The following is a 12595-nucleotide window of genomic DNA, read 5'->3' on the forward strand; positions in this document are numbered from 1 at the left end:
GCACGATGTCGAACAGCGCCGAACCAATTGTTTTCTCCTGCCCGCGCTGCGGCGCGGCAATCGCCATGCAGGGCAACCAGGGCACCTGCGCCTACTGCGGCACGCCAGTGGAGCGCCCGAACAGCATCAACAGCGTTGGCGGCAGCGTCAACTCGTGGTCGCTGAATATCAACACTGGCTACCCGCGCGCCGGCACGCCGCGTCCGCGCGTGCGCTTCCCGCTGATGCTGGCACTGTTTCTCGCCGGGCTGATCGGCTTCGGCGGGTTTCTGGCGGGCCGCGCCAGCACCGTAGCAACAAACGCTCCAGCGCTGCTCAAGCAGCTTCCCAGCCTGCCGGCAAACCTCCCTGCCGACATCGCCACGGTCGTGTCGGTGGCGAGCAACGAGCGCGCCTGGGTGAACGAGCTGGTGGCGGTGCTGCCGCGCGATGGCCAGGGCGGCGACCTGCTGGCCTACATGTACCACAGCGACAGCAGCCGCTACACGCTGGCGCTGATCGACGGCAGCAGCCACGCCGCGCGCTGGCAAAGCCCGCTGCTGAGCAAAGACGCCTACCAGGGCGCGGTGGCGCTCGGCGACGACCAGGTCTTCTTCACCGACAACGATCAGCTGGTGGCGCTGCGCCGCCGCGACGGCAGCGTTGCGTGGCAGGCCGCCCTCGCCGTCGAGCCGCGCAACAGCTGCGACGGCTGCCTGCGGCTGGTTGGCAAGCAGGTGGCGGTGCTCGAGAAGGACGGCACGGTGCAGGTGTTCAGCGCCCAGAGCGGCCAGCCCGCCTGGACGCAGCGCCTGGCGAACCAGCCCAATCAGCTGAACGTCGCCGGCAGCCGGATCGTGACCATAACCGAGAGCGACGACCACAAGCGCACGGCGATCGACTTCCTCGACCCGGCCAGCGGCAAATCGACGCTGCAGCTCGCGCCAACCTGCCCGCGCGCGCACGACACCTTCGACGACGAGCGGCCCGACGCAAGCTCGTCGATGCTGTTCAACGCCGATGGCAGCTCGATGTACCTGATCTTCGGCTTCTTCGCGCGCTGCGCGCAGTCGTGGGACTTGAACGGCGGCACGCTGCGCTGGCAGACGCCGCTGAAGGATAACCAGTTTGGCGCAAACTGGCTGTACGACCAGCCGCTGCAGACCGACGGCGCGATCTACACCAGCGACGGCAGCGCGATCTGGGCGCTCGACACCGCCAGCGGCCAGGCGCGCGTGCTCGCCGCCGACAAAGACTACACGCTCACGCCGCTGATGGCGCGCGACGACGTGCTGATCGCGCGCGCCGCGCCCACCTGGGACTCGCAGCGCCAGGAGATCTGGGGCATCGACACCAAGAGCGGCGAGCGCCGCTGGCAGCAGAAGCTCAAAGCCCACGACATGCGCCATGGCAGCTCGTCGGGCGACTGGGAGGCGCGGCTGACGCCAAACGGCCTGCTGGTGGCGCAGGTGCTGCGCGACGACGCGCAGCTGCAGATCGATATGTTCGACCCGCGCACCGGCAAAAGCCTGGGCCAGCAGCAGCACGCGCTGGCCGACATGCACATGCCAAGCCTGCGCGCCAGCCTGTGGGGCGACGACACCGCGTGGCTGATGATCGACAGCACGGTGTTTGCGATCGACATGAAGAGCGGCCAGATCGCCTACCGCATGTCGTGAGGGCGGCGCGCTAGAGCGCCAGCGCGGCTCGCTCGATATACTCGAGGCTCTGGTGGCGGAAGTAGGTGTTGTACAGCTCGGCGTAGTGCCCCCCGCGCGCCAGCAGCCCGTCGTGGCTGCCCTGCTCGATGATCGCGCCGTGGCGCAGCACAATGATCCGATCGGCGTGGCGCACCGTCGAAAGGCGGTGCGCGATCACAATCGCGGTGCGGTCGCGCAGCACCAGGTCGAACCCCTCCTGGATCAGCGTCTCGGTCAGCGGGTCGATGCTGGCGGTGGCCTCGTCGAGGATCACGATCGCGGGGTTTTGCAGCAGCACGCGCGCCAGCGCGACGATCTGGCGCTGGCCGAGCGAGAGGCTGGCGCCGCGCTCGCCCACCGGGCTGGCGAGGCCATCCGGCAGGCTGGCGATCCAGTCGCCGCCGCCGACCGCGCGCGCCACCGCGATCACCTCAGCGTCGTCGGCGGCGGGCCGGCCGTAGCGAATATTGTCGAGCACTGTGCCGTCGAACAGAAACGGCGTCTGTGTGACGATGCCGAGCCGCGCGCGGTAGGCCGGCAGGTCGAGCGCGCGAATGTCGTGGCCGTCGATCAGGATGCGCCCGCCCTGAAACTCGTAGAAGCGCGCGATCAGCTTGGCGATGCTCGATTTCCCGCTGCCGGTGTGCCCCACCAGCGCTAGCGTCTCGCCCGCGCGGATGCGCAGATCGAAGTCTCTGAGGACGAAGGGCGAAGGATGATCGGCGCCGTCAGCCGCATGTGCAATCCTGCCTTCGTCGGCCTGGCCATTGGTCGTCGGTGGTTCGCCGTTCGTCTTTGGCGGGTCGCCATAGCTGAACGAGACGCGCTCGAAGGCGATCTCGCCGCGCAGATCCGGCAGCTGCCCGGCGCCGACCTGCACCACCTTGGGCTCGGCGTCGATCAGCGCGAACACGCGCTCGCCGGCGGCGAGGCCGATCTGGAACTGGCTCCAGAACGAGGCGATGCTGGTGAGCGGGAACCAGAACAGCGCCAGGCCCTGGATGAACAGAAACCACTCGCCGGCGCTCAGCCCGCCCGCGCGCACTGTCAGCCCGCCAAAATACACCAGCGCGGCAGTGCCAATGCCGGCCATAATGTTCAGCACCGGAAAGATCGCGCTGAACACAAACCGCGAGCGGCGCGTCACCACAAACGACTGGCGGTTCACCGCGAGGAACTCATCGTAGATCGCCTGCTCGCGGCGAAAGGTTTTGGCTACCCCAATGCCGCTGACGGTCTCCTGGATGTGCGCGCTGACGCTGGCGTTCACCCGGCGCGACTCGGTGATGGTGCGGCGGGCAATCGCGCGAAACCCCAGCGCCGCAAGCACAATCAACGGCGCCAGCCCCAGCAGGATCAGCGTCAGCCGCGCGCTGACCGAGAGCAGGTAGCCGATCAGCAGCACGATCAGCAGCAGCCGGCTCATCAGCTCCATCGTCAGCGTGATCACCTGCGAGAATGCCTGCGTGTCGGAGTTGACCCGGCTGACGACTTTGCCTGACGAGAAGGTATCGTAGAACGACAGGTCGCGCTCCATCACCGCGTCAAACGCGTCTTCGCGCAGCTTCAGCACCACATCGCCTACGGCCTCGGCCGAGAGCCGCTGGCGCACCGCGTTGAACAGCCACGACACCGCGCCGAGCAGCATGATCAGGCCGCCGAGCGCCAGAAGCGCGGTTTCGGCCACACCGGCCTGCAGCCGATCGAGGCTGCGCGAGATCACGATCGGCACGCCGGTATCGACAAGCGACGTGAGCACGATCGTCAGCGCCACCACGGCCATCTTTGGCGCCTGCGGCCGGAAGTAGCCCAGGATGCGCCTCACCAGCTGGCCGTCGGTATAGGTGCGGTCGTACGCCTCGGGGTCGAGGCCGTCCATTAGAAAACCCATGTCGCTCCTTTATTCCTGCGCGGGAGGCTTGGAGAGCTATACCCTCGAAATGCCTTTTCTTTTTTGGGCGCTGCCGGCGTTTTTGCCTTCGGCAGATCGGTGCAATCTGTGCTATCTGCGGATGATCGCTCTATACGTCGTCGAGCGCAAGCGCCGGGTGCGCGCCGGCGGGCTGCAGCTCTGCGGCCTCGGGCTGCTCCAGCGGCGGCAGCTCGGCGTCGTAGCGCGCGAAGATACGCCGGTAGAGCGGCGAGCGCCGCAGTAGCTCGTCGTGGGTGCCCTGCGCCACCAGCCGGCCGCCGTCGAGCAGCAGAATGCGATCGGCCCAGCGGATCTGCGCCAGCCTGTGGGTGATCAGCAGGGTGGTGCGGCCCTGCTGGGCGCGGCGGATGGCGCGCTGGATCTGATCTTCGGTGGCGCTGTCGATCGCGCTGGTCGAGTCGTCGAGGATCAGGATGCGCGGGTTGTTGAGAAACGCGCGCGCCAGGGCGATGCGCTGGCGCTGGCCGCCCGAGAGCGTCACGCCGCGCTCGCCAATCACCGTATCGTAGCCCTCGGGCATCTGCAGAATGAAATCGTGGGCCTGGGCCTCGCGCGCGGCCTGCTCGACCTGCTCGCGGCTGGCGCCGGGCGCGCCAAAGCCAATGTTCTCGGCGATCGAGCGCGAGAACAGGAAGACATCCTGCTCGATCTTGGCGATCTGCGAGCGCAGTGCGGTGAGGTTCCACTCGCGCACATCGACGCCGTCGATCAGCACGCGCCCTTCGCTGGCGTCGTAGGTACGGTTCACCAGCTGCGTCAGCGCGCTCTTGCCGCTGCCGGTCTGCCCGACGATCGCAATCGTTTCGCCGGGGCTAGCGGTGAAGCTGATATTGTTAAGAACCGAGGACGAAGGACGAAGCACCAAAGCGGGTGTTTCCGTGTTCGATGCACTGTCGTAGACAGAAGCTGTTTGGCCTTTCGTCTTTGGTCTTCCGTCTTCCTCGTGAGTGGTAAGCACGGAGGACGAAGGACGAAGCACCAAAGCGGGTGTTTCCGTGTTCGATGCACTGTCGTAGACAGAAGCTGTTTGGCCTTTCGTCTTTGGTCTTCCGTCTTTGGTCTTCGGTCTTCCATCTCCAAGTGAAGCGCCTTCGTCTTTGGTCTTCGGTCTTCCATCTCCAAGTGAAGCGCCTTCGTCCTTGGACTTTCGTCCTTGGTCGGCGTAGCCAAAGCTCACATCCTCGAACACAATTGCGCCGGCCAGCGGCGCGCTGTAGCCGCGCGGGTTTTCGTCCAGCCCGGTCTCGGCGCGAATGATCTGCAGAATGCGCTCGGCGCTGGCCAGGCCCGACTGCACCGTCGAGAACGAGAACACCGAGATAAACGTCGGGAAGCGCAGCAGGTTCATCAGGCCTACTGCGCCGATCACCTCGGCGATGCCCACGCGGCCGGCGCGGTAGAGCCACAGCGCGTGCAGCAGCATCAGGCCCAGCGCGAAGCCATACACCAGCAGCGGCAGGTACAGCGCCTCGATCTGGCCCTGGCGCACGAAGAAATCGCGCAGCTGGCGTGCCGACGTGCGGTACTTGCGGCGCTCGAACAGCTCCTGCGCGCTGGCCTTCACCACCTCGATACCCGAGACCGTCTCTTCGAGCCCGGCGTTCAGGCGGCCAAACTGGTCGCGCTGCGCGCGCGACACAGGCGTGAGCCGGCGCATGTAGCGGCGCACCAGGATGAGGTAGCTAGTGATGAACAGCAGCGGCACGATCAGCAGCTCGGCGCTCAGCAGGCCGATGTACAGCAGCGGCACAATCAGGCCCATGATCATCTCGAAGCTCAGGCTCACGCCCGGCACGATCAAGCTGCCCAGCTGGGCCACGTCGTCGGTGGCGCGGGCCATGATATCGCCGACGCGCTGGCGGTCGTGGAACGCCTGGCTCTTGCCGAGCAGGCTGGCGTACAGCTCCGCGCGCGCGTCGGCGGTGACGCGCGCCGCCACGTGCTCGCCGGCCATCGTGCCGGTGAGCATCGAGAGCCCGTCGGTGATCAGCAGCGCCAGAATGCCCAGCGCGATCAGCAGCAGGCCGTTCGGCGCTGTGGGGCGGGCGATCTCCTCGGCGGCGCGGCCGATCATCACCGGCGCACCGGCGTACACAAACCAGGCCAGCGTGTAGCAGCCAAGCATCAGCAGGCCGAACAGCTTGTAGCGCACGATGTGCGAGAGCACCCAGCGCACCGGGCCGCGCCGATCGTAGCTGTGGGCGTTCTCGACGCGAAACTCTGTCTTCTCGGGCACACAAACCTCCTGCGCTGCTTGATGGCGGTCAGCGCATCATAGCACGCGATCATGTGTTCATATACCGCCGCAAGGCTGAACTAGCGGCGCGACTTTGGAAAGCACATGCGGCTGCAGCGCGCCTTCGAGACTGTGTGTGTTTGTGTGGCAAACGCCCGAGGATGACCGTATGTGAAACCAGAACTAAGCGATGACTGACACTTTGGTGGGGGTTTGAGGGCGGCTTCGCCGCCTGTCGTATTGTGTTGCAGTACGTGGCTTCGCCACGTACTGCAAGCTATACGTGATCAAGCGAACAGCGTATAAAAGGTTGTGGCCCTGGGATTAGGCGCCGCTCAGCCGCCAAGCCCCGGCAGCTTCGCCAGCACCTGCCCGATCAGCGTGCCAAGCGCCAGCGCCGAGGGCAGCGCGCTCAGCGTCGTTTCGAGCATGGCGCGCACATTCTCGAGGCGCTCGCCGGCGCGCGCGACATTCGGCTGCGGGCGGTCGAGCGCCTTGATCGCGCTGTCGACATCTTCGCCAATCTCGTCGGCTTTGTCGGCCGGGAGGTCGCTGGCCTTCGCAAGCTCGGCCTTGAACTGACGCAGCGCCGCCAGGAATTCGTCCTTGCCGGGACTGGCGCCGATGTTCAGGCTGCCGGCGATACTGTAGACGCTGCTGGTGCTGCTGCCGCCCGACTGGCCGACCGGCGCGTTGAAGGTTCCGCCGTAGATATGAATGCCGCCGTGCGGCTGCGGCGGCTGCGCGCCGGGCACTTCCGCCTCGGGCGCGCCAATGTCGTCGGGGTGCAGCTCGACCGCCACTCCCCAGCCTTTCAGGGCCGCCGTGATCCGCGCGATCTCTGCGCGCGCTTCGAGGATGCCATTTACCACGGCGGGCAGGGCGTAGGCTCTGCCGCCCTGCAGCCGCTCCTGGCGCAGCAGCAGCGCCAGAGTGCGGCGGTTGACCGCCAGCAGCTCGAGCTGGCCGGCAATCTCTTCGTTCGAGGGCATCGCACAGGCTCCTTGTTTTCTCCAGACGTGAACTTGCGATATGCAGCAGGGACGGAAGACAGAAGACGAACTACTTTGTCAAGAACGTTTTCCGCCATTGACGCCGACAAGGAAACGCCCTGTCATGCGGAACGAAGCTCCGCTCTCTCCAAGCGATACACAGCGGTGTGCAGCACATGACGGTTCTCTCGATTGCTTTGGTATTACATACAGAACGCGGCGCGGGCGCGTTTTCGCACACCTGCCGGCGGCGTGCTGGCGCGGCGGCGCAGCTCATCTCGCCGCCAGGGGTGTAGAGCCAAGCGGCGCAGCTCAAACCTGCTGTCCGGTAGGCGTGCGATGAGCCACAAAGACTCGAAGACGCGAAGCGTGTGTAGCTCCCGAGCGCCTTCGAGTCTTTGAGTCTTTGTGGCAAGCTTCTGCAAAGGCTCAAAGACTCGAAGCGAGTGTAGCTCCCCAGCGCCTCGGAGTGCCTTCGTGTCTTGGCGTCTTTGTGGCAAGCTTCTGCGGCGCAGCTCACCTCGCCGCCAGGGGTGTAGAGCTAAGCGGCGCAGCTCAAACCTGCTGTCCGGTAGGCGTGCGATGAGCCACAAAGACTCGAAGACGCGAAGCATGTGTAGCTCCCGAGCGCCTTCGAGTCTTTGAGTCTTTGTGGCAACCTTCCGCTGGCCTTGGTATTTGAAAGGTGTTGGATCTAGCCGCGCCCACGCAACCGCAGCGCGCGGCAGCGCGTGCAGCGCGGGCAGCGGTCACGGGCGCGCCAGGCGCACTGCCTCTGCCAGCCAGTCGACCGCGTCGAGCGAGACTTTGTCGATCGAGCAGATCAGGTGATCGACGCCCTGCGCGGCGTACTCGCGCAGCGCCGCAGCCACCTCGGCCGGGCTGCCGGTGAGCACGCGCTCGGGCGGCTCGCTCGGCGGCGTGCCGGCGTCAAGGTACATCAGGTGCACACCGACCGTCACGCCAAGCGAAGCGGGGTCGCGCCCGGCGGCGGCGCAGGCCGCCTCGACGCCGGCGCGGCGCTCGGCCAGCAGAGTTGGCTGCCCAAGCCAGGCGGTATTCCAGCTATCGGCGTAGCGCGCCACCAGGCCGTGCATGCGCGGCTTGAACGAGCCGATCAGGATCTCGGGGCCGTGCGGGCGCGGGCCGCGCGGGCGCAGCTCGCAGTTTGGCGCGCGGTAGTAGCTGCCGCTGAAATCGACGCGGCCCTCGCGCAGCAGCGGCGTGATAATCTGCAGCGCCTCCTCAAACCGATCGACCTTGTGGTCGAACGGCACGCCGAACGCATCGAACTCGGGCTGGTGCCAGCCCGAGCCAAGGCCGAGGATCAAACGCCCGCCGCTGATCTCGTCGAGCGTATCGGCCATCTTGGCCAGCAGCGCCGGGTTGCGGAACGGCACGCACATCACGATCGTGCCCAGCTGCACGCGCCGCGTAGCCTCGGCCAGCGCCGCGAGCATGCTCCAGCTCTCCCAGATGCCGGCGGTGGGCTTTTCGCCAAAGCGGAACAGCAAGTGATCGTACACCCAGATCGAATCAAAGCCGGCGGCCTCGGCGCGCAGCGCGTGCGCGCGGATAGTGGCGTAGCTCGGCGTGCCGCCCAGCGCGTCGTCCTCGGCGATCGGCATCACCAGGCCGATCTTCATTGTCTGAGTCGCGGAAGCGTCCATATGCGCACAGCTCCTTTCGCCCGGCGGGCATGCGGGTATCGTAGCATGAAATAAGACGCGCCGTGGCGGCGATCTATGTTGCCTGCGGCGCGCGGCCACTCGATTGCGCTATGGTATGATTGACACGCATACGCGTTGGGATCCGGGCGGCAAAGCCGCCCCCGAAAACTTTGGCCGGTCGCGGCCACGGCGGTGGCCGCGACCGGCCAAAAAGAGATGATTTTGAGGGCTTGCGCCCTCCAAGCCTCCCACGCGGGAGGACAGCGTGTTTCTCGTGTGATTGACAAGACTTACGCGGTCGTGTGCGATAGAGGCTTGTTCTGCCTGCGGCAGAGCAGAAAAGAAAGGGAACAACGATGTTCGATACAGTGCGCGCCGCACTACAGACCGAGCTGGCGCAGATCGAAGCCGCCGGGCTGCTGAAGCGCGAGCGCATCATCACCACGCCGCAGGGCGTCGTGATCGGCACCAGCGACGGCCGGCAGGTGCTGAACTTCTGCGCCAACAACTACCTGGGCCTTTCCTCGCACCCCGAGGTAGTTGCCGCCGCCAAGCGCACCATCGACCGCTACGGCTATGGCATGTCGTCGGTGCGCTTTATCTGCGGCACGCAAGAGATCCACGTCGCGCTCGAGCGCAAGCTCGCCGAGTTCCTGGGCATGGAAGACGCGATCCTGTACGCGGCGGCGTTCGACGCGAACGGCGGCGTATTCGAGCCGCTGCTGGGTGAAGACGACGCGATCATCTCGGACGAGCTGAACCACGCCTCGGTGATCGACGGCGTGCGGCTGAGCAAGGCGCGCCGCTTTCGCTACAAGAACAACGACATGGCCGACCTCGAGGCCCAGCTGCGGGCCGCGGTCGGCGCGCGCCGCACGCTGGTCGTATCCGACGGCGTATTCTCGATGGATGGGATCATCGCGCAGGTGGGGGCCATCTGCGACCTAGCCGAGCGCTACGGCGCGATGGTGATGATCGACGACAGCCACGCCACCGGGTTTGTAGGCGCCACCGGCCGCGGCACCCACGAGTATCGCGGGGCCATGGGCCGGGTAGACATCATCACCGGTACGCTGGGGAAGGCGCTTGGCGGCGCGTCGGGCGGCTTCACCGCCGCGCGGCGAGAGATCGTCGAGCTGCTGCGCCAGCGCTCGCGGCCATACTTGTTCTCGAACACGCTGGCCCCGGCGATCGTCGGCGCGTCGCTGCGCGTGCTCGAGCTGCTGAGCGAGACAACCGCGCTGCGCGACAAGCTCGAGGCCAACACGCGCCAGTTTCGCGCGGGCATGGCCGGCGCGGGCTTCAACATCCCGCCTGGCGAGCACCCGATCACACCCGTCATGCTTGGCGAGGCCGCACTGGCGCAGGACTTCGCCAGCCGTCTGCTCGACGAAGGCATCTACGTGATCGGCTTTTTCTACCCGGTGGTGCCGCAGGGCAAGGCGCGCATCCGCGTGCAGATCTCGGCGGCGCACGAGCCAGAGCAGATCGACCAGGCGATTGCCGCGTTCGCCAAGGTTGGCCGCGCGCTGGGCGTCATTGACTAATACGAGCTACACGGCGGGGGTTCGGGGCGGCTTTGCCGCCCCCGAAAACTTCGTTTTTGGCCGGTCGCGGCCCCGGCCACGGCGGTGGCCGCGACCGGCCAAAAAGAGATAATTTTGGAGGGCGCAAGCCCTCCAAGCCTCCCACGCGCGAGGGCAGCTGCCGGCGCAGGCTAATAGCGCACGAACAGCGAGGCCATGAAGATCAAGTAGGTGATGAGCGCGGCGAAAGCCACGCGGTTGGCCAGGCCGCCCAGCTCGGGCCGCATGCGCAGAAAGCACGACGCCGCCAGGAACACCCACACCAGCGCATGAAACCAGCGCACCACGAACAGCCGCAGCGCGCCCGCGTCGGCGACGCGGTCTTTGGGCCACACCACCACGAAGACCGCCGCGACCACCAGGCACAGCCCGCCCCACACGGCGATCGGCAACCCCAGAAACTTTGCCTCCATAGGGAATGCCTCGATTCACCCACACTAGTGCTCTGTCAACGACGTTTCCTTGTACCGCTCGAAGCGAAGAAATGCCATGTCATGCTGAACGAAGCTCCGCTCCCTCGCTGCCGAATCATTGAGGGAGGGAAGCTTCGCTCATCATGACAATGAAATCCAAGGGAACGTTGTTTACGAAGTACTAGCGGGCATCGAGAGCGGTGGCAGCGATCTGCTCGCCGCTCGCGTTGGGCAGGTAGATATAGCGCCCGCCCAGCCAGCCGGCCAGCTTCTGCGCCTCGCCACGGCTAAGGTAGCTGCGCTGCGTATCGACGACAATCGCCTGGATGCCGGCGGCGGCGACCTCGCGCCCGAGGTGCTGCAATTCGGCCGCGATGCCATCGCGCGCCGCGCGCACGCCCACATTCGCGCGCCCGTCGGTCAGCAGCACCAGCACCGTCTGCATAATGCCGCGGCTGCGAGCCTGCGCCGCCACCTCGATCGCGCCGAGCAGCGCGGCGGCCAGCGGAGTGCCGCCGCCGGTGGGCAGCAGATCGAGCGCGCGGCGAGCCAGCTCGACGCTCTGCGAGGGCGGCAGCAGCAGCTCGGCGGCCTGGCCGCGAAACGCCAGCAGCGCCACGCGGTCGCGGTGAATATACGCCTGCTGCAGCAGCGCGTGCACCGCGCCTTTGGCCTGGCGCATGCGATGCAGGGCCATGCTGCCGCTCGCGTCGACGCCGAACAGAAACAGCGCGCCGGCCTTGGATCGGAACTGCTTGACCCGTATGTCGTCGGCGCGCAGATATAGCGGCGAAGCACGAAGGGCAGAGGGCAGTTGTTGCTCTTCCGCCTTTCGCGTTTCATCCTCGGTGCGCAGGCGCTGCCAGGGCGCGGCGGCGCGCAGCGTAGCCGGCACATCAAGGCGGGCGCGGCGCACATCGCCGGGGGCGCTGCGGATGTGGCGGCCGCGCTTGCCGCTGGTGGTGCCGCGCGAGCCGCTGCGGCCACGCCGTAGCGCGCGGAACGGCAGCTCGGCAAGGTCGGCGGGAAGCTCGGTCGCCAGCGCGCTGAGCACCTGCTCGTCGGGAAGCTGGGGGCTCGGCGGCTGGGGCTGGCTGTCGGTGTCCGCCGGATCGGCAGGCGACTCCTGCGGTGGTGGGTTGCTGGTTTGTGGCTCTGGCTCGGCGGGCTGATCGGCCGGCGGCTCGGGCACGCGGGTAGCGCGCGGCAGGATCACCAGGCGCGCGGCCTGCTCGATATCTTCGGGCGCCACCTCGTCGCGCAGCGCCAGCGCTGCGGCGGCGCAGGCCGCGCGCACCGCGAACGTATCGGCGCGGTGGCCCTCGACGCCGCAGGCCAGCGCGAAGGCCACCAGCTGCTCGACCTGCGCGTCGGCGATGCGCACCTTTGGCAGCTGCTCGCGCGCGGCCTCGAGCAGCCCGCGCAGCAGATCCAGCTCGTCGTCCCACTCCGCCGCGTGCCGGGCCAGGCTGCCGCCCTGCCGCTTGGCAGATGCATGCTGATTGCGCAGGTAGCCAAGATTGCGGCGCACCACCTCGGCGCGCTGATCGGCGCTGGCGGCGGCCGGCAGCACCACCAGCAGGCCAGCGCGATCGAGCAGGTGGCGGCGCGGCGGCCCCTCGGCCGGGTCGTACGAGCCGAGCAGCCGGAAGCGCGTGCTGACGCGCGCGCTGATGCCCTCGCGCTCGACAAGCATCTCGCCGCTCTCGAGCGCGCCGAGCAGCAGGTTGGCGCTGCTGTCGGGCAGCAGGTTCAGGCCATCGACGTAGATCGTGCCGCCGTTGGCGCGCGCCAGCAGGCCGGGGCGCATCACGCGCGTGCCGCCCCGCAGCGTGGCCTGGATGTCGAGCCCGCCGAGCAGCGCGTCCTCGTCGGCGCCGACCGGCAGCTCGACAAACGGCGCGCTGGCCGGGCCGAGCAGGCTGCGCGCCCCGCGCGCCAGGCTGCTCTTGCCGCTGCCCACCGGCGCGGCGATAATCAGGCCGCGCAGCTCGGGTTCGACTGCCAGCAGCAGCAGCGCCTGCTGAGCGGGCTCGAGGCCCACCAGCGCGGGAAAGGGAAGATGGGTGCCGGCAATCGGCATAGC

8 protein-coding genes are annotated in these 12595 nt (G+C 67.3%); 2 read left to right on the plus strand and 6 right to left on the minus strand.

The genetic code is table 11. From position 1 onward, the window contains the following. Positions 1-5: 5 nt before the first annotated feature. Positions 6-1658, plus strand: a complete 1653-nt coding sequence (locus tag U0177_RS00925) for a PQQ-binding-like beta-propeller repeat protein (protein WP_409568699.1) — start codon at positions 6-8, stop codon at positions 1656-1658. 10 nt (positions 1659-1668) lie between these two features. Here U0177_RS00925 and U0177_RS00930 read toward each other — a convergent pair whose 3' ends face one another. The 4 genes from U0177_RS00930 to U0177_RS00945 form a co-directional block, all read right to left on the minus strand. Beyond that, positions 1669-3570, minus strand: coding sequence for an ABC transporter ATP-binding protein (locus tag U0177_RS00930; protein ID WP_409568700.1), 1902 nt, complete (start codon positions 3568-3570; stop codon positions 1669-1671). Positions 3571-3700: 130 nt separating this feature from the next. Beyond that, positions 3701-5848, minus strand: coding sequence for an ABC transporter ATP-binding protein (locus tag U0177_RS00935; RefSeq protein ID WP_409568701.1), 2148 nt, complete (start codon positions 5846-5848; stop codon positions 3701-3703). 335 nt (positions 5849-6183) lie between these two features. After that, positions 6184-6840 (minus strand): hypothetical protein, encoded by a 657-nt coding sequence (locus tag U0177_RS00940; RefSeq protein WP_409568702.1) that lies wholly within the window; start codon positions 6838-6840, stop codon positions 6184-6186. A gap of 749 nt (positions 6841-7589) precedes the next feature. Further along, positions 7590-8510 carry an LLM class flavin-dependent oxidoreductase gene (locus U0177_RS00945; RefSeq protein WP_409568703.1) on the minus strand — a complete coding sequence of 307 codons (921 nt, stop codon included), beginning with the start codon at positions 8508-8510 and terminating at the stop codon, positions 7590-7592. Between the two features lie 356 nt (positions 8511-8866). On the opposite strand from U0177_RS00945, the gene kbl reads away from it, so the two are divergent. Continuing rightward, on the plus strand, positions 8867-10057 hold the full coding sequence (gene kbl / locus U0177_RS00950) for a glycine C-acetyltransferase (RefSeq protein ID WP_409568704.1): 1191 nt from the start codon (positions 8867-8869) through the stop codon (positions 10055-10057). A gap of 170 nt (positions 10058-10227) precedes the next feature. Here kbl and U0177_RS00955 read toward each other — a convergent pair whose 3' ends face one another. Then, positions 10228-10509 carry a hypothetical protein gene (locus tag U0177_RS00955; RefSeq protein WP_409568705.1) on the minus strand — a complete coding sequence of 94 codons (282 nt, stop codon included), beginning with the start codon at positions 10507-10509 and terminating at the stop codon, positions 10228-10230. 181 nt (positions 10510-10690) lie between these two features. Continuing rightward, positions 10691-12592 (minus strand): magnesium chelatase ATPase subunit D, encoded by a 1902-nt coding sequence (gene bchD / locus U0177_RS00960; RefSeq protein ID WP_409568706.1) that lies wholly within the window; start codon positions 12590-12592, stop codon positions 10691-10693. Between the last annotated feature and the right edge of the window lie 3 nt (positions 12593-12595).

Origin of the sequence: Kouleothrix sp. (genome assembly GCF_046328425.1) — a bacterium.
In the GTDB taxonomy this organism is placed as follows: domain Bacteria; phylum Chloroflexota; class Chloroflexia; order Chloroflexales; family Roseiflexaceae; genus Kouleothrix.

Coding starts and splice junctions, on each gene's coding strand:
- U0177_RS00940 (WP_409568702.1), bottom strand. CDS start 6,840: ATGCCCTCGAACGAAGAGATTGCCGGCCAGCTCGAGCTGCTGGCGGTC.
- bchD (WP_409568706.1), bottom strand. CDS start 12,592: ATGCCGATTGCCGGCACCCATCTTCCCTTTCCCGCGCTGGTGGGCCTC.
- kbl (WP_409568704.1), top strand. CDS start 8,867: ATGTTCGATACAGTGCGCGCCGCACTACAGACCGAGCTGGCGCAGATC.
- U0177_RS00930 (WP_409568700.1), bottom strand. CDS start 3,570: ATGGGTTTTCTAATGGACGGCCTCGACCCCGAGGCGTACGACCGCACC.
- U0177_RS00955 (WP_409568705.1), bottom strand. CDS start 10,509: ATGGAGGCAAAGTTTCTGGGGTTGCCGATCGCCGTGTGGGGCGGGCTG.
- U0177_RS00945 (WP_409568703.1), bottom strand. CDS start 8,510: ATGGACGCTTCCGCGACTCAGACAATGAAGATCGGCCTGGTGATGCCG.
- U0177_RS00925 (WP_409568699.1), top strand. CDS start 6: ATGTCGAACAGCGCCGAACCAATTGTTTTCTCCTGCCCGCGCTGCGGC.